This is a genomic window from Pontibacter harenae (assembly GCF_020907245.1).
Lineage (GTDB): Bacteria > Bacteroidota > Bacteroidia > Cytophagales > Hymenobacteraceae > Pontibacter > Pontibacter harenae.
Genome location: NZ_JAJJWH010000011.1, coordinates 86,930 through 112,196, shown reverse-complemented (window position 1 = coordinate 112,196; position 25,267 = coordinate 86,930). Strand labels below are relative to the sequence as shown.

At 44.7% G+C, this 25,267-nt stretch carries 18 protein-coding genes and 2 riboswitches; of the genes, 9 read left to right on the top strand and 9 right to left on the bottom strand.

Annotated elements, in window-relative coordinates; translation table 11 throughout:
* Positions 1–63 precede the first annotated feature (63 nt).
* Positions 64–2,577, bottom strand: a complete 2,514-nt coding sequence (locus LN893_RS08275) for a TonB-dependent receptor (RefSeq protein WP_229969341.1) — start codon at positions 2,575–2,577, stop codon at positions 64–66.
* A gap of 388 nt (positions 2,578–2,965) precedes the next feature.
* Positions 2,966–3,069: riboswitch (SAM riboswitch) on the top strand.
* Between the two features lie 432 nt (positions 3,070–3,501).
* Between LN893_RS08275 and LN893_RS08270 the strand changes: the two genes are divergently transcribed.
* The 3 genes from LN893_RS08270 (at position 3,502) to LN893_RS08255 (ending at position 8,694) form a co-directional block, all read left to right on the top strand.
* Positions 3,502–5,634: a ferredoxin-like domain-containing protein gene (locus LN893_RS08270; protein ID WP_229969340.1), complete on the top strand. Its 2,133-nt coding sequence runs from the start codon at positions 3,502–3,504 to the stop codon at positions 5,632–5,634.
* Between the two features lie 171 nt (positions 5,635–5,805).
* Positions 5,806–7,338 (top strand): TSUP family transporter, encoded by a 1,533-nt coding sequence (locus LN893_RS20710; RefSeq protein ID WP_369427663.1) that lies wholly within the window; start codon positions 5,806–5,808, stop codon positions 7,336–7,338.
* A gap of 186 nt (positions 7,339–7,524) precedes the next feature.
* A complete protein-coding gene (locus LN893_RS08255) occupies positions 7,525–8,694 on the top strand; it encodes a trans-sulfuration enzyme family protein (protein ID WP_229969339.1) in 1,170 nt (389 codons plus the stop codon).
* 260 nt (positions 8,695–8,954) lie between these two features.
* On the opposite strand, the gene LN893_RS08250 is transcribed toward LN893_RS08255, so the two are convergent.
* The 5 genes from LN893_RS08250 to LN893_RS08230 form a co-directional block, all read right to left on the bottom strand.
* The gene (locus tag LN893_RS08250) at positions 8,955–9,386 is read right to left on the bottom strand and encodes an OsmC family protein (protein WP_229969338.1); all 432 of its coding nucleotides are present in this window, start codon (positions 9,384–9,386) and stop codon (positions 8,955–8,957) included.
* A 196-nt stretch (positions 9,387–9,582) separates the two neighbouring features.
* Positions 9,583–10,860 (bottom strand): sulfate adenylyltransferase subunit 1, encoded by a 1,278-nt coding sequence (locus LN893_RS08245; RefSeq protein WP_229969337.1) that lies wholly within the window; start codon positions 10,858–10,860, stop codon positions 9,583–9,585.
* Position 10,861: 1 nt separating this feature from the next.
* Entirely contained in the window at positions 10,862–11,770 is a 909-nt protein-coding gene (gene cysD / locus LN893_RS08240; protein ID WP_229969336.1) for a sulfate adenylyltransferase subunit CysD, read from the bottom strand.
* A 104-nt stretch (positions 11,771–11,874) separates the two neighbouring features.
* On the bottom strand, positions 11,875–12,594 hold the full coding sequence (locus LN893_RS08235) for a phosphoadenylyl-sulfate reductase (protein WP_229969335.1): 720 nt from the start codon (positions 12,592–12,594) through the stop codon (positions 11,875–11,877).
* A 369-nt stretch (positions 12,595–12,963) separates the two neighbouring features.
* Positions 12,964–13,065, bottom strand: a riboswitch (SAM riboswitch).
* Between the two features lie 641 nt (positions 13,066–13,706).
* Positions 13,707–14,426, bottom strand: coding sequence for a hypothetical protein (locus tag LN893_RS08230; protein ID WP_229969334.1), 720 nt, complete (start codon positions 14,424–14,426; stop codon positions 13,707–13,709).
* 476 nt (positions 14,427–14,902) lie between these two features.
* Between LN893_RS08230 and LN893_RS08225 the strand changes: the two genes are divergently transcribed.
* Positions 14,903–18,232, top strand: coding sequence for a ThuA domain-containing protein (locus LN893_RS08225; RefSeq protein WP_229969333.1), 3,330 nt, complete (start codon positions 14,903–14,905; stop codon positions 18,230–18,232).
* Positions 18,233–18,420: 188 nt separating this feature from the next.
* Here LN893_RS08225 and LN893_RS08220 read toward each other — a convergent pair whose 3' ends face one another.
* A complete protein-coding gene (locus tag LN893_RS08220; protein ID WP_229969332.1) occupies positions 18,421–18,969 on the bottom strand; it encodes a hypothetical protein in 549 nt (182 codons plus the stop codon).
* Between the two features lie 129 nt (positions 18,970–19,098).
* Between LN893_RS08220 and LN893_RS08215 the strand changes: the two genes are divergently transcribed.
* The 3 genes from LN893_RS08215 to LN893_RS08205 all read left to right on the top strand — a co-directional run bounded on the left by LN893_RS08215 (position 19,099) and on the right by LN893_RS08205 (position 21,146).
* The gene (locus tag LN893_RS08215; RefSeq protein ID WP_229969331.1) at positions 19,099–19,878 is read left to right on the top strand and encodes a glucose 1-dehydrogenase; all 780 of its coding nucleotides are present in this window, start codon (positions 19,099–19,101) and stop codon (positions 19,876–19,878) included.
* A gap of 151 nt (positions 19,879–20,029) precedes the next feature.
* Entirely contained in the window at positions 20,030–20,677 is a 648-nt protein-coding gene (locus LN893_RS08210; protein WP_229969330.1) for a DsbA family protein, read from the top strand.
* A gap of 109 nt (positions 20,678–20,786) precedes the next feature.
* Complete coding sequence (locus LN893_RS08205; protein WP_229969329.1) at positions 20,787–21,146, top strand: DUF1801 domain-containing protein; 360 nt, start codon at positions 20,787–20,789, stop codon at positions 21,144–21,146.
* A gap of 184 nt (positions 21,147–21,330) precedes the next feature.
* Here LN893_RS08205 and LN893_RS08200 read toward each other — a convergent pair whose 3' ends face one another.
* Positions 21,331–22,239 (bottom strand): cation diffusion facilitator family transporter, encoded by a 909-nt coding sequence (locus LN893_RS08200; protein ID WP_229969328.1) that lies wholly within the window; start codon positions 22,237–22,239, stop codon positions 21,331–21,333.
* 138 nt (positions 22,240–22,377) lie between these two features.
* On the opposite strand from LN893_RS08200, the gene LN893_RS08195 reads away from it, so the two are divergent.
* Both LN893_RS08195 and LN893_RS08190 read left to right on the top strand, forming a co-directional pair.
* Positions 22,378–23,055, top strand: a complete 678-nt coding sequence (locus LN893_RS08195) for a response regulator transcription factor (RefSeq protein WP_229969327.1) — start codon at positions 22,378–22,380, stop codon at positions 23,053–23,055.
* Positions 23,056–23,057: 2 nt separating this feature from the next.
* Positions 23,058–24,440 carry a HAMP domain-containing sensor histidine kinase gene (locus LN893_RS08190; protein ID WP_229969326.1) on the top strand — a complete coding sequence of 461 codons (1,383 nt, stop codon included), beginning with the start codon at positions 23,058–23,060 and terminating at the stop codon, positions 24,438–24,440.
* A gap of 100 nt (positions 24,441–24,540) precedes the next feature.
* Here LN893_RS08190 and LN893_RS08185 read toward each other — a convergent pair whose 3' ends face one another.
* A complete protein-coding gene (locus LN893_RS08185; protein WP_229969325.1) occupies positions 24,541–25,137 on the bottom strand; it encodes a porin family protein in 597 nt (198 codons plus the stop codon).
* Between the last annotated feature and the right edge of the window lie 130 nt (positions 25,138–25,267).

Sequence of the window (25,267 nt, the reverse complement as noted above, 5' to 3'; positions counted from 1 at the left end):
CAAAGGCCTCTCCTGATATGGAGAGGCCTTTGCTTTTTTTACGCTGTAACTATAGGTGGAGTATTATCCGACACCGTTGCCGTCACCTTGTTTTGTGTCGTCGTTGCGGATGCTCTTTTTCGGCTTGCGTGGCTTTTGCTGTTCCATTTTACCGAAGTTATAGTTAAAGGTCATTCTTACACCGCGGTTGTAGTTGTTTATGCGGATGTGCTGCTCATAAGCAATCGGGTTGTTAGGTGTTGCCGCAGCTTGAATATTGTGCTTCATGAGCATATTCTGACGGAAGGGGTTGTCCAAACCGATGCTGATGCCACCTTTCTTGTCAAACAGTTCTTTTTTGATGGCAAGCCCGTGATAGGAGAACGAAGCAAACTCTCCAAGCAACTGGATTCTTTGGGAGTTAAAGCCTCCGTTAAACTGCGCACTGAACCCTTTTCCGAAGTCATAAGAAGTGTTCATGTTAATGTTGTACATCCAACCGCTGTTGCTGGCGTAGGCACTGTTCAAATCGACATAATAGATGTTAGAGCTACCACTGATCATCCAGGCATTGGTTGGTTTAGTATTACCAAACAAGCTGATGCCATATGTCTTGTTCTTGGCAATGTTCTGGAAGCTCAGCAAAGTGGCAGGGTTTCCTTCTTCATCCTCGAAAAAAGTAGCCAAAGGCTCAATGGCATTATCAGTCTGGCGCATGTAGAGCGAAGCACTCAAAGAAGTTGTTTTAAAATAAGTGCTGTAGCCTAATTCATACAGGTCTGTTAGTTCTGCATCCAGAGTTGGATTACCCTCCATATAGGTGTTAGAAGTTTGCTTCTGACGGTAAGGGTTCAGGTAAAACATAGACGGACGCTGAATACGTTGTGTGAAATTTGCCTTCAGAGTGTGCTTATCCTTGATGTTGTACGAGAAGGCTATACTAGGTATGAAGTTATCGTAGTTGGTGCTGTAATTCTGTTCGTCATCCTGCAGGTCGGCGTTTACATCCGTATACTCATAGCGGCCACCCAATTTAACGTTAAGCTTTTTCTTTAGCGTAAAACCATAGGTCAGGTAAGAGGCATATACATCCTGCTCATAAAACAAATCGTTATCTGGCCTCGGGTTGGTAGAGGGAGATTCCATATAAGAAGCATCGCTTTCTACATCACGCAAAATGTTTTTTACACCAACCTCCAACATAGTTTTGTTTGCGAAAGGGTGGGTATAATCAACCTGAAAAGTTAATTCTTTGTTGATGTTCTCGTTTGTGTTATGAATCTGCTGGAATGGTTCTTCACCCTCGTTGTAGTACTCCTGGTTAATTTTATTGTCAGCGTTTGTAACAGAGTAAAGCGAAAGTATCGCCAACTCCTGCTGCGGCTTTTTAAAGGAATGTACAAAGTCGAGGTTATAGTCTGTGCCAATGCGCTGCGTGCGGTTCTTTATCCTGTTCAGGAAATCGTAACTCTGAAAACCAGTTGCATGGGCTTCCTGGTTATTGCGCATACGGAACCGACCGCCGTTTGTACGGATGCCACCAGACAGGTTATTTTTTGGCGTAATATCATAATCAAACCCCAACTGGCCGTTCATAAAAGCACCGTTTATGCGAGTATCACCGCTCTGGAAGCTGTAAGAACTTTCGTCTTGAGGCGTAGTGATGTTATCAAAAGAAGTAATGGTATTGCTCATGCTACCTTTGTTGTAGAACATGTTTCCGCCGAAGGTGCCGTTAATACCTAGCTTTCCACGTCTGACATTCAGGTTGGCGTTACCGTTGCTGCTGCGCGTACCACCAGTTAATGAAACAGAACCTGTTACACCCTGTAAGCCTCCATCTTTCTTCGTGATGATGTTGATAATACCAGCCGTGCCCTCAGCATCGTACTTGGCAGATGGGCTGGTAATTACTTCCACAGACTTGATCTGATCTGCTGGAATTTGCTTTAGTGCATCGGCTATGTTACCAGCCATAATTGCTGATGGCTTGTTGTTGATAAGCACACGCACGTTAGAACTTCCGCGGAGCTGCACGTTACCATCGTTATCCAAAGAAAGGGAAGGAACCTTTTGCAGCACATCGGCGGCATTGCCTCCAGCGTTGGTTATGTCTTTTTCAGCATTATAAACCGTACGGTCTATCTGTTCTTCTACCAGTGGCCTTTCGCCTGTTACCACCACTTCGCTCAATTTTTTGGCATCAGAAGCCAAAGAAACAGTGCCGAGGTTTACATTGGCATTATCAGCGGCAACATCTACATTCTCTACAACCTGCTGTTGATATCCCAGAAAAGAGACCTGTAATTTATACTTGCCTGCTGCTACTTTATTTATGGTGAATTTACCTTTATCGTCGGCCATGGTGCCGTCTACTGGTTTGCCTGTGCTCACACTGATGAGTGCCACCGTAGCAAACTCAACTGGTTTTTTTGTTTCGGCATCCAATATGATGCCACTTACTGTTGCATTGCCTTTGGGTGCTACAGCTACAGCGCTCTGCTGCTGTGCAGGCTGCCCCTGGCGGGGAGCAGGAGCTTGGGCAAATGCAGGCGCGGTTGCCAGCCCTAGCAAGATTAGAAGTAATTGCTTTTTCATAGTTTAGAGGTATAAGTCGTGATTTTCAATTTAATTTGGAGGCTTGATTATGCTCCACATTACAAAGTAAGAGAGCATTTTTTAGCTGCTAAAACAGATTATACCAAAGCAGGGCTTTTCTATATGAATAGGCAGAAGAAGACTATCAGCCGTTCGTCGTGAGAATTGGCGTTTTGATCTTTAAAAGCGGAAAATATGCTGAAAGCAGCGATTGCAAAGCTTAGCCAGAGAGTGGGTTTTAGGTGGTATTTTATACCTTAAACTATAGCTGCGGCTTTACGTTTATTTACAGTAGGATGGCAAAGGAACTATTTAGCTGTATTATTGGTAGGAAATAACGAACGTTATTTATAATTTTGCAACTTAATACTATCGCCTAGCAGCGGTAAATTTATAAAGAAGAGACGAGAGAACAGGCTCCGCGACCCTCTGGCAACCATCCTTTGGAAAGGTGCCAACTCCTGCCCAAACCAATTTCGGGGAATATAAATAAAATGACCATGAACAACTCAAGAGGCTCCATATACATCACAGGGTTACCAACCTCTACTCGTTTATCCGTGGCACTTCCTGCCACAGGATACCTTACATGCTGTTGTTGCTGTTGTTAAGGAAGTAATTTCCTCACGGTCTGTTGTCGCGTTTAATTATAAGTACTGAGACAGCCAGACATAACCAGTTTCAAACTAGATCACCCACACCAAGCATTTTGCAGCGCCATATTAGCGGTACCAGAACAAAGCAAGGTGAACAAGCAACAGCCCATGTATATTATAATAAATTGTTTTACTTCCTTTTTATACCTTACTCATGCTCCTCGTGTTTTTACAGGGCGTGTAGCTGTTAATATATAATTGTACCTGATGTGCTGTTAGGGCGATATCAGGTAATTAAACTATAGATCCAGACTTTATTTAAATAACAATGCAAAGTTTTAGAACTGAATTAGAAAATCCTCTGGTAGAGAAAGATATAATTGACCTGGAGCGAAAGATTCGTCTTTTCCGCGAGGGTAAATTACAAGAAGATAAATTCAAGAGCCTGCGCCTGGCTCGCGGTGTTTACGGACAGCGCCAGCAAGGGGTGCAGATGGTGCGCATCAAGCTCCCTTTTGGCAGACTGACCACAAAGCAGTTGCTCAGAATTTCAGATATTTCAGACGAATACTCAACAGGTAACCTGCACCTGACTACGCGCCAGGACATACAGATTCACTTTGTGAGCCTGGACAGAACACCTGAATTGTGGGCAAAACTGGAGCAGGACGATATTACACTGCGTGAGGCCTGCGGTAACACTGTGCGTAACATCACAGCTTCGCCAGAGGCAGGTGTAGACCCGAATGAGCCTTTCGACGTGTCGCCTTATGCCGATGCAGCCTTCGAATATTTCCTGCGTAACCCGATTTGCCAGGACATGGGCCGTAAGTTTAAGGTTTCCTTCTCCTCAAGCGACAGCGACACTGCCATGGCCTACATGCACGATATTGGCTACATTGCCAAAGTGCGTGAAGTGAATGGCAAACTAGAGCGTGGCTTTAAAGTAATGCTTGGCGGCGGTTTGGGCGCACAGCCTGTGCTGGCCGAGGTGGCTTACGAGTTCCTGCCAGAAGACCAGTTTATACCTTTCATGGAAGGTGTAATCCGCATCTTCGATCGCTACGGCGAACGCAACAACCGTAACAAAGCTCGTTTCAAGTACCTGATGAACAAATTCGGGAAAGAAGAAGTGATGCGCTTAGTAGAAGAGGAGGCGAAAGCTTTTAAAGTACACTCTTTCCAGGTTGATAAAACAAAAGACTATACACCTGCTATCCCTGCGCCACAGGAAATTCCTGATTATATAATTGAGGATACCGATAAGTATAACACTTGGCTGAAAACGAATGTATTCAAGCAGAAGCAGGAAGGCTACTATGGTGTTTACCTTAAAATTCCGATTGGCGACATCAGCAGCGTGACAGCCAGAAAACTGGCACCGTTGGTGAAAAACTTTGCAGCCGACGAACTACGTGTAACGCAGAGCCAAAACCTGTTGCTGAAATGTGTAAGAGAAGAGGCGTTGCCTTACGTTTTTGCTGAGTTGGATGTACTTGGTTTGGCAGAGCCTGGCTTCAACAGCGTGGCTGACATCACGACTTGCCCTGGTACTGATACTTGTAACCTGGGTATCTCTAACAGCACCAACTTTACAAAAGTGCTGGAGAACGTGGTGGTACAGGAGTATCCTGAGTTGCTGTTTAACCGCGACATTAAAATCAAGATCAGTGGCTGTATGAACTCCTGCGGTCAACATGGTATGGCAGATTTGGGTTTCCACGGTTCTTCTATCAAGAACGGTAAAAACGTGTTGCCAGCACTGCAGGTGTTGGTTGGCGGCGGTACGCTGGGCAATGGCGAAGGCCGCATCGCGAACAAAGTGATCAAGGTTCCAAGCAAGCGAGGTATAGATGTGCTGCGCTACGTGATCAACGACTATAACGAGAACAAGCAGGAAGGCGAGAAGTTCTATGCCTATTACGACAGACAAGGCAAAGACCACTTCTACCAACTGTTAAAGCCGTTGGCAGACCTGACTACCCTTGCACCAGAAGACTTCGTTGACTGGGGCCACCAAGAGGAGTTTGCTACAGCAATTGGTGTAGGCGAGTGTGCGGGTGTAATGATTGACCTGGTTGCTACGCTATTGTTTGAATCAGATGAGAAGCTGGAGTGGGCAGAAGAAGCCTTTGCAGATAAGCGTTTTGCCGATGCGATTTACCACAGCTATACTGCTTTCATCAGCACAGCAAAAGCGTTGTTGCTTGACAAAAACGTGAAGTGTAACACGCAGAGCGGCATCATCAACGACTTTGATACAAATTATGTAGCGGAAGGTATCTTTAAGTTTGAGCCTGACTTCAAGAGCGTTGTGCTGCAGCTAAACCAAAACGAGCCTACCGATGCGTTTGCAAAAGAGTACCTGAGCCAGTCGCAGTTGTTCCTGCACGAGGCAAGCAGATACAGACAAGAGGAACTGGGCAAACCAGCACCACAACCGCTTAAGTACGAAGCATAAAATGATATGAGGTAGCTGAATGATTGATTGCAGATTATCTCTTTCAGTTGTTCAGCTACTTTATCATTCTAATCAATGAGGGCGGAGTTCAGTCTATGCTGTGATTCGCCCTTTTTTTGGCTGTATAGTTTTTAGAAATGATAATACTAGTGGCCGATTAATACTTAAAGAATGACTACTACGCAACAAATATCAACCGTTCAACCTGCCGCTGCTGAACCCAAACAGCAGTTTAACCCGCTGTTCCCTGTTTTTCTGAAGCTAGAAGAATTGCAGACTCTGGTTGTGGGTGGTGGTAATGTAGGGCTTGAGAAATTAACTGCTGTACTAGGTAATAGCCCCAAAGCTGCTGTTACAGTAGTTGCCCCTCTTATTAAGGAAGAGATTTTTGCTCTGACGGCCAAGCACCCTGGTTTAGTATTGGTACAGCGGGAGTTTCAAGAAGAGGACCTGCAGGACAAAGATATTGTACTGGTTGCAACCGACGACCACGAAGTAAACATTAGGGTTAAAGCTCTGGCAAAAGCCAAGAAAATACTCACTAACGTAGCCGACACACCGCTGCAATGCGATTTTTATTTGGGTTCTATTGTGCAGAAGGGCAGCCTGAAGCTAGCTATTTCTACCAACGGTAAATCCCCGACAGTTGCCAAGCGCATCAAAGAAACGCTGAACGAGACTTTTCCTGAGGAGATAGAGCAGGTGCTGGATAACCTGACGCAGATACGTGCAGGACTGGCAGGCGATTTTGCTTTCAAAGTAAAAAAGCTGAACGAGATTACCCAAACGATGGTAGCGCCAGTAGAGGCGAAGCCTAAGCCTAGGAAGCGGTTCAGTGTGAAATGGACACTGCTGATTAGTTTGGCTGCGCTGGCTTTAATGATAACTGGCCACCTGCTGTTCAGCTACATTCCGTTCGAGACTATCGGAAATTATGCGCTGGATCGTTTCTATGAAATTGATTCGGAGATACTGGTATATATTGCAGCTGGTTTTGTGGCGCAGTTGATAGATGGTGCACTGGGAATGGCTTATGGTGTGAGTGCGACTACTTTTCTGCTGAGTTTCGGCGTGAGCCCTGTTTTTGCAAGTGCCAGCGTTCACGCTTCCGAAATCTTCACCTCGGGCGCTTCAGGCCTGATGCACCTCAAGTTCGGCAATGTGAACAGCAAGCTTTTCAAGTCGCTGCTGATACCTGGTATACTGGGAGCCATAGTTGGGGCATACATGCTTTTTGCCTTAGAGGAATACCTTTACATCATCAAGCCGATTGTAGCCTGCTATACGTTGTTCCTGGGTATTCTGATTATCCGAAAAACGCTCCGTAAGAGGGTAAAGAAGAGCCCGATCAAAAGGCTGGGACCTTTAGCGACCGCTGGTGGTTTCTTTGATGCCATTGGTGGTGGTGGCTGGGGGCCGATTGTTTCTTCTACGCTTATTGCCAAAGGTCGTCACCCAATGTACACCATCGGTTCGGTTAACCTGGCGGAATTCTTTGTCTCTATCGCCAGTTCTATTACCTTTATTTCACTGACAGGACTTTCGCATTGGCAGGTTATACTGGGTCTGGTGTTAGGTGGAACAATTTCGGCTCCGCTTGGTGCTATGCTTGCCAGGAGGTTGCCTATCAAAACTATGATGATTATCGTAGGTTTGGTTGTTATTGTGATGAGCCTGCGCCTTATCTTTATGGCGTTTGTATAGCAGACACAGTATGTAAGGCTTTTTTGAGGTAAAGCAAATCGTCATTTCGAGCAAAGCGAGAAATCTGCTACTTTAGAAGACACGACGAAACACGCGTTTTTGCATTGTGTTTAGTACCTTTGCCGCTGTTGTGTGTTTTCACCAACAGCAATAAAAACTGACTAAAGACATTTAACATATAAAATAGTGTCGGATAATAAAGAAACCCAAGCCATACGACTACAGGCGCAGCGTTCGCAAAACCGCGAGCACTCGGTGCCTTTATATTTAACCTCCAGCTTTTTATTTGAAGATGCTGAGCAGGCAAGAGCTGTTTTCGCCGATGAAGAGGAGGGAAGCATTTACTCCCGCTACTCAAATCCTAATGTGGATGAGTTGCTGGAAAAAGTATGTTTCTTGGAAAAAGCGGAAGACGGCTTTGCTTTTTCTTCTGGCATGGCTGCCGTTTTTGCTAGTATGGCGGCACTGCTAAAGTCAGGCGACCATGTGCTTTCGGCTCGTGCGGTGTTTGGCTCAACGCACCAGTTGTTAACACGCGTGTTCTCGAAGTGGGGTATTACCCATTCGTATGCCGATGCCAGCGCACCCGAAACCTGGGAAAGCCTGATCAAGCCAGAAACGAAAATGATTTTAATCGAGACACCCTCTAACCCTGGGTTGGAGCTGATTGATCTGGAGTTTATTGGAGAGCTGAAGCGCAAGCATGACCTGATTGTGGTGGTGGACAACTGCTTTGCCACCCCAATTCTGCAAACGCCAATAGATTACGGCACTGACTTAGTTGTACATTCTGCTACGAAGTATATGGATGGGCAGGGGCGCGTGTTGGGCGGTATTGTGGTAGGTAGAAAAGACTTGATTGAGGAGATTCGTTTCTTCTCTCGCCATACTGGTCCTGCCATGTCACCGTTTAATGCTTGGGTTATTTCTAAGAGTCTTGAAACGCTATCGCTGCGTGTAGAGAAGCATTGCGAAAATGCACTGAAGCTGGCGCAGACGCTGGAAAATAACGAGGCGCTGGAGTTTGTGCGCTATCCGTTCCTGCCGTCGTTCCCGCAGTATGAGCTGGCTAAAAAGCAGATGAAAGCTGGTGGTGGTATCGTAACGTTTGCCGTAAAAGGTGGCTACGATGCAGCTAAGCGATTTATTGATAACCTGCAGATGCTGAGCATTACTTCTAACTTAGGCGATACCCGTTCTATTGTTACGCATCCTGCCTCTACCACACATTCTAAGCTAACAGAAGAAGAGCGACAGGCAACAGGTATTACGCCTGGTCTGATTCGGGTGTCGGTTGGTTTGGAAAATGTGGCAGATATTATTGAGGATATTACACAGGCTTTGGCAAAGGTGTAACCTCCCCCTGTCCCCTCTTAAGAACAGGAGGGGGTGTTGTTAAAGTATCTTTAAGGCCAATACTACTCTTTTGAAAAGGCAAGACGACATGCTGCAAGTTGAAAACTTGCTTCATGAAAAGCTCCAAGTTGAAAACTTGAAGCATAGCCTCGGTCAGCGTAGTTCGAGGGGGGGCGATTAAAGAACATAAATCAGATAAAACAATAAGAGCCGTTACAGATGTTGTAACGGCTCTTATTGTTTTATAAAATACTTGCCTCTTAAGCAGTAGCTTCAGTCAAATTCACTTCAAAAGAATGTGTGATGGTAGCTGTTTTGTAAAGTATAGCGGCAACAGAGCAATACTTATCCAGCGATAAATCAATTGCTTTCTTCACCTTCTCCTTATCCAGCGGACCACCAAGTATAAAGTGGATGTTAATCGATTTGAACAGGGACGGAACTTCTCCTGGCGTACGTTCAGCTGTTACCTGTATGTCGAAACTGTCGATTTGCTGGCGCTGCTTTTTTAAGATTTGAATAACGTCGATGGCGCTGCAGCCACCGAGGCCCATCAAAAGCAACTCCATCGGGCGTGCTCCTGCGTTATGCCCGCCTATTTCAGGGGAACCATCTATATTAATTGCCACACCAGAAGCACCTGTTGCCTGGAAGTGGAAGTCCTGATCTACACGTGTTAAATTTACCTGCATATTTATATGTAAGTAGCACTAAGGCTATCTTTAGGTCTGTGATCTATTAATTCTATTATTCTGAAAAGTCTTTTGTTTTATAAGCGAGTGCTTAACTTCTCCCTGCAAACAAGATCTTTTTAGGATGACAACAGTAAGACAAAGGTAAAATACAGAACGGAAAAGTCTTACGTCCTGTGTCTTACGTCTATACTTATTAAATCATGTAGCTGAGTTTGCTCTCGTCTACGGTGCTGGTTACCATACCTGCGCCTACAGTAGTGAAAGAAATTTCGTCTACTAATATAAAGCCTCCATTTGAGCGGTTGTCCTCGTACTTATCGAGCAGGAGAGGAGTGGCAGTACGGATGCGGACACAGCAGATGTCGTTAAGCTGTACCTGGTCTACGTCCTGAACATCTTCCAGCGCATTTACATCTACTTTATACATGATCTCTCTCACAACAGCACGAGAGTCTGTAGAGTTGTGACGAAGCAGCAGCTTAGCACCAGGCTTCAGTGGCTTGGTAGCCATCCAGCATAGTAATGCTTCAAATTCCTGTGTTGTCTCCAGTTCATCCTCTTGCTTTACAAGCACATCTCCACGGCTGATATCTACAGCGTCTTCTAGTTGCACTACAACCGACATGGGTGCAAAAGCTTCTTCCAGTTCTTTGCCGCCTAATTGTACAGATTTGATAGTTGATGTCTGGCCAGATGGCTGTACCACTACTTTATCGCCTTTTTTATACACACCGCTGATTACTTTACCAGCATAGCCACGGTAGTCGTGGTATTCTGTAGTGTGAGGGCGAATAACGTACTGCACAGGGAAACGGGCATTTTCTAAGTTGATATCAGAAGAAACAGGTACCTGCTCCAGGTGCTCCAGCAGGCTAGGTCCGCTGTACCAGTCCATAGCCGTAGATTTCTCTACAATGTTATCGCCTTTGAGGGCGCTAACAGGTATAAACTGGATGTCTTTGGCGTTCAGCTTCTGCGCGAAGAGCTTGTAATCTTCTACAATTTTATTGTAAACAGCTTCATCGAAACCCACCAAATCCATTTTATTGATGCAGATAACCAGGTGCGGAATTCCCAGCAGCGATGATATGATGGAGTGGCGGCGTGTTTGCTCCTGCACTCCTTTACGAGCATCAACCAGAATAATGGAAAGGTTAGAATTGGAGGCACCTGTTACCATGTTGCGGGTATACTGAATATGGCCAGGGGCATCAGCAATAATAAACTTACGCTTCTCAGTGTTGAAGTACTTGTAAGCCACATCAATCGTAATACCTTGCTCACGCTCGGCCTTCAGACCGTCGGTTAGCAAAGAAAGGTCAACCTCTCCGCTCTCGTTCAGGCGGCCAGATTGCTCTATTGCCTCTAGTTGATCGGCAAAAATCTGCTTTGTGTCGTACAGCAGTCGGCCGATCAGGGTACTTTTACCATCGTCTACGCTACCAGCGGTAATAAATCTAAGTATATCCATGTTAAAAGTATCCTCCTTTTTTACGGTCTTCCATTGCGGTTTCAGACAGCTTGTCGTCTATGCGGGTGGCACCGCGTTCGCTTATTTTTGATTCGATGATTTCGGCTATCACGCTATCGATGTCGAAAGCGACAGACTCAACGGCGGCAGTACAGGTCATGTCGCCTACAGTACGGAAACGCACCTGACGCTTGATCACCACATCTTCTGGATCTTTGTGTATAAAATCAGACCAGGCCATCAGCTTGTTGTCGCGTACTAAACACTCACGCTCGTGTGTGAAGTAGATGTTCGGCAGGGCAATTTCCTCACGCTTGATGTAATTCCAAACGTCTAGCTCCGTCCAGTTACTAATTGGGAACACACGCACATTCTCACCTTTGTGGATGTGCCCGTTATAGATGTTCCATAGTTCTGGGCGCTGCAGTTTCGGGTCCCACTGGCCAAATTCGTCGCGCACCGAGAAGATGCGTTCTTTGGCTCGGGCCTTTTCTTCGTCGCGGCGAGCACCGCCTATACAGGCATCAAAACCGAATTCCTCTATCGTTTCGAGCAAAGTATAGGTTTGAAGTCCGTTGCGGCTGGCATATTTGCCTTTTGGCTCGGTCAGGTTCTGGCGTTTGATCGTGTCTTCTACGTTGCGCACAACCAACTTTTCACCCAGGCGCTCAGCCAGTTCATCGCGGTAAGCAATAGCTTCAGGAAAGTTATGGCCTGTGTCTATGTGCACCAGTGGAAATGGGAATTTGCCAGGGCGGAAGGCCTTCTCTGCCAGTCGTACCAGGGTGATGGAGTCTTTACCGCCTGAGAACAGCAGCGCTGGTTTCTCAAACTGCCCTGCCACCTCACGCATAATGTGTATGGCCTCTGCCTCCAGTTGATCCAGGTAATCGAGATATCTTTTAGTCATCGTTTTAAGTTAGAAAGTTAGAGCATTGAAGAGTTAGAAAGTTGAATATTACTCTTTGCTCCACCTCTAAATATAATTTCTAATTTTGAATTTCTAATTCTTAATTAACTCGCGTGTAAGCCGCACTCTTTTTTAGAAGTATCTTCCCACCACCAGCGACCTGCTCTAAAGTCGTCGCCTTCGCGAACAGCGCGGGTGCAAGGGGCGCAACCTATACTTATAAAGCCTTTATCGTGCAGCGGGTTATACGGTACGTTGTCTTTTTTGATAGCGGCTCTAACTTCATCCAGCGTCCAGTGCAGGAGCGGGTTATACTTGATAAGTTGGTTACCTTCATCCCACTCAAGCAGTTGCAGGCTTTGGCGCGCATCCGATTGGTCGGCACGAATACCTGTTACCCACAGCTGCACACCTTTCAGCGCACGCTTCAACGGCTCTACTTTACGAATAAAGCAGCACTCTTTTCTATCTTCCAAAGACTGGTAAAAGCTCAACGGACCTTTCTCGGTCAGCAGTTTTTCCACCGCCTCATTCTTCGGAAAGTATACCTGAATGCGCTTATCGTAGCGGCTGTTAGTTCTGTTCAGCAGGTTGTATGTCTCGTTAAAAAGACGGCCTGTGTCCAATGTGAAAACACGAACAGGTATATCGTTAGAAAAGATATAATGCGTAATCAGTTGGTCTTCGATGCCAAGGCTGGAAGAGAAGGCAATAGAGCCTTCGAATTCTTTTGCCAGCAGGCGTAGGCTATCTTCAATAGAAAGGCCTTCCAAAGCTTCAAGGAGCGCTGGTATTTTTGTTTCTAAAGCTGGTAAATTGCTCATGAACTATAAATTAATGTTTTTGATCTTGTTTAGGTGGCGGCACAACATGTATTTCAGGTGGTTTGTCTTTGGTTGCCTGGTGCCTTTGGTAATGCAAATGCGAATATAATGCCAGACAAAGCCAATAAAGGCGAAAAAACAGAGCTGAACAGGGAGTGGCGCTTGTGCTACAGCAGAACTATAACACTTCAAATCTTTAGGAGCTTAGATTTGAAAAGCTAAAATTTGCAACAGCAACAACAACACACAAGCCTTTGTTTGAAGGCGGCATCAGTAGCTGCAAAATAAGAAAATAGAGGAGAGGAAGTAGAAGTACTACTGCCTGAAACTGATGTCGATGTGTTTACGGTCGTTTGCATTGCGTTTTCAAATTTATATGTCCCGACTGTTCGGGATAGGACTTGGCACCTTCCAAACTGGTGGTTGCCAGAGGGTCATGGAGCCTAGTCTCTCGCCTCTTCTTTATAAATTTTCTTTAACTTACGTTGTGTATAAGTATAAGAAGTACAAAGGTATAGCTTTTTTAGATAATCTGAAAACCATCTGCAAAAAACTATGCCCTTTGATGTTTAAACGCAATAAGGAGGGTGGATTGTTCCATTCTTGTATAGACAAATAATTTAAGTGGTGTTGGTGTGATTATGTCTGCGCTGGAAACATGGAGGACTGGTAGGACCTGTGCATGACTTGCCTCTTCACTTCTTGTCATTTTGGAAAATCTTGGAGGAAGGGAGGTTAAGCATTTACTACTGGCATAGAAGTTTAAGTTCGCATAGCAAACTTAATGTTTAACATCAATTGAGCATGTTTTATAGCTTAAGTCTCTGTTCTTTTTGTCTTGATACAAAAAGAACCAAAAAAATCAAGACGATTTAAACTCGCTGAACGCTCAAACAGTAAATCGTCAAAATGTGCACCTGGTAACAGTTCTCTGCCCTGTAGTTTCCGAACTTTGTTGCTGGTACTCAATAAACTCGCTTAAGTTGTGATAGCTACTTAATGCAAAATGGAAAAAGTATTCTTGTAGCCAAGTTTGCAATAGCCAGATATGGAACTGTCATATTTAACGATAGTTAGAGTCTGCTAGTTGCCTTACGTCGAGATGGCAGCTTTTACGCTGCCATCTTCGCCACATACTTTACTAATGTGCGTTTGGCAATGGGCAATAGCGAGTGCTCCAACGGTACTGGTACTTTGGAGGCTATTACAAAAGTGGCAGGGTTGGGCAGTTCCTGGTTTTCTTTTAGCAGCTGCACTTTCAGGTTTTCGTGGGTTTGGCTTAGGCCACGGCGAACAGTTTTCAAGTGCTGCGTATTTATGCCTCGGTACTTTTCGTAGGTGTTTTCGAATACGGTGATGCGGTAGAGGTATACCTGGGTTTCTTTGCCAGGAAAAGCATCCAGGAAAAGATAACCTTCATTGAAGTACATAGGAGAAATACCTACAGGGTTAATCTCGATGTGGCGCTCAATAAAGTCGTACAGTTCTTTGCCTTCACCTACAGCGTTTACCATCAGCGGTGCTGCAAACTGAATTATTTCCTCAATCTGCTGCATGGTTTCATCATCTTCTATAATCTTTTCGTATACGAGTTCCAGTTTCTCAAAATCGGCGCGGCTGATGCGTTGCGGGAACTGTTCGTACACGAGCTTCTTATGCTCCTTTACCTGTTGCAGGTTGCGGTAATGCATAATCAGGTCCGAAAAGATAGGGTAGAGGCGCTGCTTTCCGAATTCGGTTTTGGCGGTTTGTAGGTAAGCCAGCAGCATGTATTTCTTATACTCGAAGTCGAGCAGTCCTTCTGTAAGCCAGTTGATGGGAAGGGTGTTCATAGCCTTCAACTTTTAATGGTATAGAAAAATGTGGTAATTAGCTCGTAACCATAGTACGAAGCTTAACAAAAGATACAGATTAAATTATTTTTACGCAATTGCTCTTTGCAGTTTCTGTTCACAATAACGAATAATTTACACTTTATATTTTGTATAAGGCGTTAGAGGAGAAATTTTAGGTTTAGATTAGTGTTGTAACCTATTATTTGGGTTGCATTGCTGATAACATATATCGTGTTACGATGGCTAAAACTATAGCCAGCAGTTTAAGAAATGAGAAATAATGTAGCAACTCACTTTTATCATATGAAATTGTAGAATTAACACTATATTGAGTTCGCATTTACCTTGGCACCACTGCAGGAGCCACCTTTAATTTAACATCCACTTTAAAAATTAAGCAGAAAATAATCAGTACGATGAAAAAAAGGTCTTTCTTACAAAATTGTGTCAGTGCGTACTTACTACTGGTCTGTATGATTGTTATTGCTTCTTGCAGCGACAAACGCTCAGGTCAGCCTAGAGTACTTGTTTATAGTACTTCCAGCGATTTCCATCGTGCTTCTGTAACGAATGGAAATGCAGCAATCTTTAAGCTAGGCCAGGAAAATGACTTTGCCGTAGACACCACTTCCAACCCTGGCTTATTTACACAGAATAACCTGGAGAAATATGGAGCGGTTGTTTTTCTGAGCACTTCAGGCGAAGAATTGAATTCAAATCAGCGTGCAAACTTCGAGCGCTATATTCAGGCTGGTGGTGCTTTTGTGGGCGTGCATGCTGCAGCAGACACTTCTTATACTTGGGATTGGTACAGCAACTTGCTGGGAGGCACCTATCAAGGCAATCCGCAGACAAGACAGACTACGGTGCAGGTGGTGGCAAAGAACCATGCAGCTACCGAAGAGTTGCCAGCGCAATGGCAGCTTACAGATGAGTGGTTTACATTCAATAATCTGAACAAAGATTTACAGGTGCTGCTCCAGCTAACAGGCGGGAAAAACAATTCACCCGTAGCATGGTACCACAACTTTGATGGAGGACGTTCTTTTTATACGGCTTTAGGCCATACGCCTGCTTCTTATGAAGACCCGCAGTTTCTGAACCACTTGTTAGGAGGCATAACATATGCTATCGGCGATAACGAGGAGTTGAACTATGGAGCTGCCACTTCCGAGCAAATACCAGAAGAAGAGCGTTTTGTGAAAACTACTCTTACTGAGGGAACACTTTTTGAGCCAACAGAGATGGCAGTGCTACCGAACCTGAACATATTGGTGGCGCAGCGAAGGGGTGAACTAATGCTCTATAACCAGCAAGACAAAAGCATTAAGCAGGTTGGTTTCCTGAATGTGTATTTCAAAACAAATACCCCAGGAGTTAACGCTGAAGAGGGTTTGCTAGGTATAGCTGCCGACCCTAACTTTGCCGAGAATAACTACATCTATCTTTACTATAGCCCAATAGATACTTCTGTAAACAGACTATCACGGTTTGTATTTAAGAACAATAAGCTCGACTTAAGTTCCGAAAAAATTGTTCTGCAGCTTTACTCGCAGCGAGAGATTTGCTGCCACACTGGTGGTTCCATTGCCTTTGGCCCTGATAACATGCTGTATCTTTCTACAGGTGATAACTCAACACCATTCGATGAGAAAGGCCAGGCTTATTTAAGCCACGGTTTTGCTCCGCTTGACGACAGACCTGGGCACGAACAGTATGATGCACGACGTACAGCTGGTAATACAAACGACCTGCGCGGTAAAATTCTTCGCATTAGGGTAAAACCAGATGGTACTTACGAGATACCAGAAGGAAACCTTTTCCCTAAAAACGAGTCGAAAGCACGACCTGAGATTTATGTAATGGGAGACCGAAACCCTTACCGTATTTCGGTGGACCAGAAAAACGGCTTTTTATATTGGGGCGAGATAGGGCCAGACTCAGGTGTTGATAGCTTAAGTACACGTGGCCCACGTGGCTACGATGAGGTAAACCAGGCACGTAAGGCAGGTTTTTATGGGTGGCCGTATTTTATCGGAGACAACTACTCTTACAACCGTTACGACTATGGCACAGGCAAAGTAGGTGCAGGTTTCGATCCGAAAAACCCTATTAACGACTCCAGAAATAATACAGGCTTAAGACAGCTGCCGCCTGCTCAGCCTGCTTTTATCTGGTACCCATACAGCGATTCACCTGATTTTCCGCAGGTTGGTTCTGGCGGGCGTTCGGCAATGACTGGCCCCGTATACTACACCGATATGTTTCCTGCTGCCACCCGCTACCCTGACTACTATAACGGCAAGCTGTTTATATATGAGTGGATTAGGAATTGGATAAAGGTAGTAACCTTGAAAGAGAACGGTGACTATGACAGGATGGAGTCTTTTATGGGAAGCGCCAAGTTTAATGCCCCAATAGACATGGAAGTTGGTCCTGATGGCAGGTTCTATGTGTTAGAGTACGGTGCAGGCTGGTTTGCCAAAAACCCTGATTCGGGTATATCCAGAGTAGATTATGTGTCTGGTAACATGCCACCACAAATAGCCTCTTTCTTAGTAGATAAAAGGAACGGTGATACGCCTCTAACCATAAAAGCTTCCGTAGAAGCTAATGATCTGGAAAATGACCAGTTAAAGTATATTTGGAAGGTTGGTAACTTTCATAAAGAAACAAAGGAGCCTCGGTTTGAATATACTATCAACAGCAGGGGAGACCATAATGTTAGCGTAGAGGTAGTAGACAGCAAAGGCGGTATAACCAAGAGCAGCGAAATACCTGTGTATGTAGGTAATGTGCAGCCTCGGGTAAATATTGAGGTACAAGGCAACCGCTCTTTCTACTTCCCTGGCAAATCTGTTAAGTATAAAGTGGCTGTTACGGATGAGGACGGAGAAGTTGATCCTGAAAACCTTTTTGTCTCAAAAGACTATGTGCAGGGGCTGGATTTGGCTGGAGCTTCTATGGGGCACCAGGTACTGACAGAGGCTATGATTGGTAAAAACCTGATGTTGGAATCAGACTGTAGGTCTTGTCATCAGGTAGCAGAAAAATCTATCGGGCCATCTTTCACACAAGTGTCAGTGCGTTACCAGAAAGATCCTGAAGCACCTGCCTTCCTGACGCAGAAAATTATAAAAGGCGGCGGCGGCGTATGGGGCGAAACGGCTATGCCAGCTCACCCGAACATGCCAGAAGGCGAGGCTCGCCAGATTGTGCAGTGGGTACTTTCTTTGGCTGATAGAGAAGCCATGTATAAGTCTGAGCCAGCCAATGGAGAGCTAAATCCAACTGTAGAGGCAGCGGGTAAGCAGAATTCTGTTCTGAAGCTTACAGCTACTTATACCGATAAAGGCGGAAAAAACGTGAAACCACTGGCAGGTTCGCAGGCACTGTACCTTCGTAGCAACACCATTAATGCAGGCGAGCTAAAAACTTATAGCTGGTTTGCAGAAAGGAAAACTGCTGGAAACACTTCATTGGCTTTCCCGACAGGCGACGGTTGGGTAAAAGTAGATAAAATTGATTTAACAGGTTTAAGTGCTGTAGAACTAACTGGTGTAAGCAACGGACAGGCTGCTCGCTACCAAGTAGAACTGCGAGTAGGTGACAGCGAAGGCACAAAAATAGGCGAGGGTACAATTGCTTTTGGAGATGGTAACAGCGAAGCAACAGGTCGTATTCCGGTGCAGGCAAATTCAGCTAAAAATGAACTGCAGGATGTGTATGTGGTGGTAAGACCTATAACTGAAGTTGGTAAGAACCGACCTTTACTAAGAACGATTAAGTTCTTGCCGAAGTAATCAAGGACACTAAGAGCGGCACCTAAAAGTGCTTTAATGTTATAAGCAACAAAGCAGGCTTCCATCTAATGGAAGCCTGCATTGTTTTGGAATAAAGCGTAACAAACGTAGTTGCTTGAGTAGCTGTTCTTTTTGAATGGAATCGTGAAAGCAGCAGCCTAGGCGTTAGGAGCGACTTTAGCAATAAGCTAAGGCCACTGTTTTGGTAGCTTAGCTTTTCGAGCCTGAAGTGGTGCTACTTTCTGGTGGAGCTGCGTTAGAATGTAGTTCACATGGCTTTCGTGTTCCACATAAAAATCTTCATGTAGCTTTGAAAGTTTTTGCAGCACAACCTGCATGCGCTTTACCAGGTAATCCTGTAGTGATTCGGCACGATAGAGGTGAGCCACGATAAAATCCACGTGCTCTTCCAAAGCTAAGCGCAGCATGAATAAGGTCAGCTGCACTTCGCCTTCTTTGTCTTTGGTATACTTTACATGCCGAGAGATAACACCGTTAAGCGAACGAAGGTCCATCATGAGGTAACCTGGTGAATAAGGATCGTACTTTAGGGTTCTCCTGATTTCCTCTTCTACAGCATCTCGCCGTTCATGCAGCGATTCTTTCTGCTCTACCAACTCATACTGCAGGCGGTTGCACAGGTCCAGGTCTTTCTTTAGGAGGCGAAACAGCAGCTTGTCTTTTTCGGCATGAGGCAGATTGCTGATGGCTTTCTTAAACTCGGCTGGGAATTGCATAGTATATCTGTTTTTGAAGAACTACGGAATAGAACTGAAAAAGCTTAATAATGCTTTCTGATGTCTTTGCTTAAGTTAAGATTAAAGCTTTCATCAGAAATTTAAGCTTAAAACCAAAAACACTTTACTATGAAAGACTATTATACTTCCAAAACAATACTTATAACAGGCGGAGCACAGGGCATAGGAAAAGGCATTGCGCAAGCTTTTGCCAGGGCAGGAGCTCAGGTTATTATCACAGATATTGACCAGGAAGCAGGTCAGGAGGCGCAGGAATGGCTGCAGAATCAGGAGTTGCAGGTGGAGTTTATAGCTTGTGATGTAAGTGAAGAAGAGCAGGTGGTGGCACTGATGGAGCAAGTGGGGCAGAAGTATTCGCAACTAGATGCTTTGATCAACAATGCTGGTATTGCCAACCCAGATGTAGGGCCGCTTCAGGACCTTTCAATCTCTAGTTTCGATAAAGTAATTGCCGTCAATTTGCGCGGACCTTTGCTATGCACTAAATATGCGCTGCCGCTGCTGCAGAAAGCAACCCATCCTGCAATTCTTAATATCAGTTCAACAAGGGCTTTTATGTCTGAGCCAAACACGTTCCCCTATTCTGCCTCTAAAGGCGGGCTAGAAGCGCTGACCCATTCGCTTGCTGTTAGCCTTACAAAACCACGCATTCGCGTAAACGCCATTGCACCTGGCTGGATAGAAGTAGGCCCTTGGGAAAAAGAAAGCAAACGATACGAGCCTAACCATAGGGAGCAGGACAAAGAGCAGCACCCAGTTGGCAGAGTAGGTTTGCCTGAAGATATAGCGGAAGCAGCCCTGTTTTTATGCTCAGATAAAGCTGGATTCATAACGGGACAGAGCTTAACTATAGACGGTGGCATGACCGTAAAAATGATTTATAGCTAAATGAAATAGAGCAACTTGGCGATACTGTAACTTATAGCTTATATATTGTTTCAAGGGTGTGATTACACCAGAAGAATAGAATTACCCAACAATTCTGTTGCTCTTGCGGTACACTATAGGCAGGAATAATGATTACAGACAGGTTAATTTTATGCAAAATAATCTTCAGAACCCTACTCTTCTTTATATAACCAACCCTATGTGTAACTGGTGCTATGGTTTTACGCCAGTTGTAAGAAGGCTGAATGCACTTTGGCAAGGCAGACTTAATATTCGTGTTTTGTTGGCTCCATTTCAGGCTCATGCCAAAGACCCCGTTTCTGCTGATGAAAAAGAAAGGTTGGCTGTGGCATGGCATAGGGTTCAGGAACGTACCAACCAACCTTTCGATTACAGAATTTTCACAAAAAAAAATGCTTTTGTATACAACACAGAGCCGGCTTGCAGGGCTTTACTGTGTGTGAGGCTGCTACGACCTGTGCTAACCCTGGAAGTATTGCGGGCGATGCACTCTGCTTTTTACGCTGATGGCAAGGATCTGACAGATGTTCGGGAGCTTGTTAAAATCGCAGGACTGTTTGGGATATCAGAAAACCTGTTCCTAACCTTGTATGAATCCGATGAGGTTATTGCGCAACTGGAGGATGAATTTAACTACGTGCATAACTTGGGTGTAACTAGTTTTCCAAGCATCTACATTGAAACAACGCATGGACCTGAACCTCTTACCAAAGGTTATTTTGAACTGCATGAACTCGAGGAAAGACTTTTAAAAAGACTTTCTCAGGTTACAGGTTAGTTTAGCAAGATATTCTACTTGAAGATCGTAAGATAATAGTATGCTTGCATAAATATCAATATAGTAGTATATTTAGGCTCTCTATAAATCGACAGAGAGCGCTAAACATATGAGAACTAAGACCACTGCGAATCAGGTAGACGAATACCTGGAGAAATTGACGCCAGAAAAGTTAGAACTAGCCCAGGAAATACGCCGCATCATCAATAATTCTGTTGCGCACCTGGAAGAATGTGTCCGTTGGGACCAACCCTGTTATTTCTTTTACGGACCTGTCTGTTATTTCGCATCCTCCCGCAGTGGTATCCATTTTGGCTTTTTCCGAGGAAAAGAACTTGCGGATAAGGACAACAGGTTAGTTAGCCGCAATGGGCAAATGCCGCACATAAAGGTTCGTTCTATGGAAGACATCGACGAAGAATATTTTTCGGAACTGATTCGTGAGGCGGTACTTCTAAATCAAAACTAAATTTCTAGAGCTTACCTGCCTTACTAGTACCAGCATTTGTTTTGAGCAGAAGGAAGGTTTTCCTTCAGGGCACAGCACGCTCTTTTGCAGCTTTTGGGTTGCAAAAGAGCGTGCTGTGCCTATACTTTTCATGAGTTTTTAATGGGTAGGAGATAAGCTAGTTTAGAGCAGCTGCAGTAAAAGCTTATGTACTGCAGTCCTGGTGCCTACATTCCTGGCCTGGCATTTCCAGTTCAACTGTCACGTGTTTGATTTCCATATTGGCCATGGCAGCACGTACCTGTTGTTTTATCTGTTCTGCCTCCTGCATCTGCAGGTTAGCATCAACCACAGCATGTAGGGTAAGTATGTGGTTGGTGCCATCTAAAGACCAGACGTGTAAATCATGAACCGATCTAATGGGAGGCAGCTTTTCCAGCTTCGTTTGTATATCCTGGATGTCTAATTGAGAGGGAGTGCCCTGTAACAAGATCTTCAGGCTCTGGCCTAAATTTCTGAACACGTTGTAAACCACGAAGAGCGTGATGCCGATCGAAAGAAGTGGGTCAACGATAGGAATATCGAAAAAGTAGATGATGATGCCCCCAACCAGTACGGCCACCCAACCCAGTACATCCTCTAAAAGGTGTAGCCTCACCACGCGTTCGTTTAGCGATGCACCACCTTGCAGGCGTAAAACAGCTGCTCCGTTCACGATGATGCCCAGAACAGCCAAACCCATCATGCCTGGTGCATTTACAGACTGTGGGTCCCAAAGCCTCGGAATAGCTTCTGTGAGTATAACAACAGAACCTACCAGTAATATAACCGAGTTTATAACAGCACCCAGCAAGGAAAAGCGTTTGTAGCCATAAGAGTAGTTTTGATCCCTGCCACGCTTCGAGAGGTTCTCGAAATACCAGGCCAGCCCCAATGAAAGTGAATCTCCTAAATCGTGCAGTGCATCCGAAAGTATAGCAACACTGTTTATGTACAAGCCGCCTATAACCTCGATAATGGTGAAGCTTAGGTTGAGAAAGAAGGCTACCTTAATGTTATCGCTGGCGTGGTGGTGATGTCCATGCCCTTCGTGCTTATGATGTTCATGTGCCATAGTTATCGGAACGAATTAGTGCTGGAATTGATGCAGTGGCTTATGATTTATCGGCATTGTAAAAAATTGTAGTTTTGTATAAGAGCAATATACTGTATAGAGCTAACGTAGCATAACAGATTTTCCGCAAACCATACCATGAAGATACTGCTGATTGAAGATGAGCCCAAAGTGGCCTCTTTTATAAAAAAAGGACTGGAGGAACAGGCATATGAGGTTGACCAGGCTTATGATGGAACTTTTGGGGTAAAGCTAGCTCTGCAAAATGATTACGACCTGATTTTGCTGGACATTATTTTGCCGAACATGAGCGGGATAGAGGTTTGCCGTGAAATAAGAAAAGAGAAAAATTCGGTGTCTATTCTTATGCTTACAGCGCTGGGCGCCACCGACGATAAAATAGCTGGCCTGGATGCTGGAGCAGATGATTACCTTACTAAACCTTTCGAGTTTAAGGAGCTATTGGCTCGTATCAGGGCGCTAACGAGGCGAGGAAACGAAAGCAACTACAGCGAAAAGCTATCTATTGCCGACCTTGAACTGGATACGATGAAGAAGACAGCAACACGTGGCGGTAACCCCATCAACTTAACGGCAAGGGAGTTTACGCTATTACAGTACCTGCTCCGCAACCAGGGCAGGGTAGTCTCTAGGGTAGATATTACAGAACAGGTGTGGGAGACGTCGTTCGATACAGGCAGCAATGTGATAGATGTTTACATCAACTTTCTGCGAAAGAAAATTGATAAAGGTCACGAGACCAAACTGATTCATACACTGGTGGGGATGGGATATGTGCTAAAGGTTCAGGAGTAAGTATGAAAATAAGAACAAAGCTGACCCTGCAGTTTTCGAGTATCTTCGCATTTATATTGCTTCTTTTCTGCCTGGTTGTCTACTACTTTACCTCTATTTATCGTCAGGATGATTTCTACGAGAGCATCAGAGGGCGCACCTTAGTTATTGCCAAGTATGTGCTAGAAAATGGTGAGGTGTCTGCAGAAACACGCCATCAGAATGAAATAAAATACTACCACGAGCTTCCTGACGAAGCTGTGCGTGTTTATAAAAGCAATGGCGAACTTATTTTTTCTCATGGTGATGGAGACCTGGGTGTTGTAGAAGAGGTGTTGCAACGTGTGCTAAGCAAAAAGTATTTGCAGTATACCCAGGGCGTAAGGCAAGTAGTAGGAGTGCGTTATCAGGATAGTCAGGGCGATTTTGTGGTACTTGCTTCCGCTGTGGATGCTTATAGCCTTAAAAAGCTACAGCACCTAAAAGTTATTTTGGTAGTAGGCTTTTTAGGTTCTATGGTGGTAGTGGTGCTGGCAGGTTGGGGTTTTGCAAAACAAGCGATGCGGCCTATAACTAAAATTGTAAAACAGGTGGAGCGCATAAGTGCAACAGACCTGGACAGGCGCCTGAGCAACGCAGACGGAAAAGACGAGGTATCGCACCTGGCACAGACCTTTAATAAAATGCTTGACAGGCTGGAACTGGCATTTGAGATGCAAAGCACCTTTGTTTCAAATGCTTCGCACGAGCTCAGGACACCACTTACCGCCATGATCGGAGAATTGGAAGTGGCCCTGATGAAGCCACGGGAACAGCAGGAGTATGAGCGTGTACTGCAGTCTACTTTAGAGGATGCCCGTTTGCTCGCAGAGCTTTCGAACGGTTTGCTACAGATAGCACAGGCAAGTATAGATGCCTCTAAAATAAAGCTTACGCAGCTTCGTTTCGATGAACTGGTATGGACGGCACGTGAGCAGGCGTTAAAACGACACCCAAAGGCACAGATCGCTATCGATTTTGAGAATTTCCCAGAGGATGAAGACCGCTTGCTCGTAAAGGGAAACGAAGCACTGTTGCTAATCGCAGTGTTAAACGTGCTTGAGAATGCTGTAAAGTTTTCTCCCTCTGGTCAGGCAGCCACTGGGCGTATAGTTGTGCAACAGCAGGATGTGTTGCTACAGGTTAGTGATAGGGGTTTAGGTATAGCAGAAGAAGACCTAAAACATGTTTTTGTTCCGTTCTTTAGGGCAGATAATGTCCGCAATATAACAGGGCATGGCATTGGACTGCCGCTGGCAGAGCGGATTCTGAAAATTCACCGCGGTAGTATCAGCGTAAACTCTAAAATTAACCAAGGCACCGAGGTAACGATAAAGCTTCCACAGGCTAAATTATTTGTGTCTTAAACTTGCTTTCGGTGCTGCTTTAAGTTGAGATTAAGCTTTATACAAGAAAGGCCCTGGCTTAGTAGTCAGGGCCTTTCTTGTATAAAGCATCATCTTCTGCTTAATGACTTACAATATAGCTCAGCATTAGTTTGAAGCCAGAGTTGCGAATCTTTCTGTCGGTTAAAGAACCTTCGTCAAAAAGGTTCTTGAAACCACCGTTGTATCTTAACTCTATACCTAATCCAGCGCGGTTTCTGAAGCCTAAACCAGCCACGTAGCTAAAATCTGTAGGGTAAGGAAGGTCAGTGATTTCATTATCAACAGTAGTGGTGGAAGAACCAGAAGTTGTTTCGCGTATATAGCGACCTTTTGTGATGAAGGACACCTGCGGGCCAACATCTACAAACATGCCACTTGCAGAAAAATGTAGCAGAAACGGCACATCCACATAGTTAAGCCTGTATATTTCTTCTGTGTTCGTGTTTTTGATTTTGGCTCCTTTAGAAGTATAAAGAGCCTCAATCTGAATACCCACTAAACTGTTAATGTGTTGCTGGTACATCAAACCAGCAGTGTAGCCCATTCGGTAGTCAAAGTTTTTGGCGTCGTCGCCTTTAAAGGAGGAATAGTTGGCACCGCCCTTTATACCCATAAACTGAGCAAAAGCTGCGCTGGACATGAGTGCAAACAGTACTAGTAAAAAACTTTTTTTCATGATAATCTAAAAAGGGTAGAAATAATATTTAATGGCGCGAGTATGCAGACACCACAAAATGTCTTGTTGGCAAAAGTATAAAAATTTGTTTATCGTGATGCTATAAAAGTAAAAAGCCCCGATGTTTTTC

Coding starts and splice junctions, on each gene's coding strand:
- LN893_RS08275 (WP_229969341.1), bottom strand. CDS start 2,577: ATGAAAAAGCAATTACTTCTAATCTTGCTAGGGCTGGCAACCGCGCCT.
- LN893_RS08270 (WP_229969340.1), top strand. CDS start 3,502: ATGCAAAGTTTTAGAACTGAATTAGAAAATCCTCTGGTAGAGAAAGAT.
- LN893_RS20710 (WP_369427663.1), top strand. CDS start 5,806: ATGACTACTACGCAACAAATATCAACCGTTCAACCTGCCGCTGCTGAA.
- LN893_RS08250 (WP_229969338.1), bottom strand. CDS start 9,386: ATGCAGGTAAATTTAACACGTGTAGATCAGGACTTCCACTTCCAGGCA.
- LN893_RS08245 (WP_229969337.1), bottom strand. CDS start 10,860: ATGGATATACTTAGATTTATTACCGCTGGTAGCGTAGACGATGGTAAA.
- cysD (WP_229969336.1), bottom strand. CDS start 11,770: ATGACTAAAAGATATCTCGATTACCTGGATCAACTGGAGGCAGAGGCC.
- LN893_RS08235 (WP_229969335.1), bottom strand. CDS start 12,594: ATGAGCAATTTACCAGCTTTAGAAACAAAAATACCAGCGCTCCTTGAA.
- LN893_RS08230 (WP_229969334.1), bottom strand. CDS start 14,426: ATGAACACCCTTCCCATCAACTGGCTTACAGAAGGACTGCTCGACTTC.
- LN893_RS08225 (WP_229969333.1), top strand. CDS start 14,903: ATGATTGTTATTGCTTCTTGCAGCGACAAACGCTCAGGTCAGCCTAGA.
- LN893_RS08220 (WP_229969332.1), bottom strand. CDS start 18,969: ATGCAATTCCCAGCCGAGTTTAAGAAAGCCATCAGCAATCTGCCTCAT.
- LN893_RS08215 (WP_229969331.1), top strand. CDS start 19,099: ATGAAAGACTATTATACTTCCAAAACAATACTTATAACAGGCGGAGCA.
- LN893_RS08210 (WP_229969330.1), top strand. CDS start 20,030: ATGCAAAATAATCTTCAGAACCCTACTCTTCTTTATATAACCAACCCT.
- LN893_RS08205 (WP_229969329.1), top strand. CDS start 20,787: ATGAGAACTAAGACCACTGCGAATCAGGTAGACGAATACCTGGAGAAA.
- LN893_RS08200 (WP_229969328.1), bottom strand. CDS start 22,239: ATGGCACATGAACATCATAAGCACGAAGGGCATGGACATCACCACCAC.
- LN893_RS08195 (WP_229969327.1), top strand. CDS start 22,378: ATGAAGATACTGCTGATTGAAGATGAGCCCAAAGTGGCCTCTTTTATA.
- LN893_RS08190 (WP_229969326.1), top strand. CDS start 23,058: ATGAAAATAAGAACAAAGCTGACCCTGCAGTTTTCGAGTATCTTCGCA.
- LN893_RS08185 (WP_229969325.1), bottom strand. CDS start 25,137: ATGAAAAAAAGTTTTTTACTAGTACTGTTTGCACTCATGTCCAGCGCA.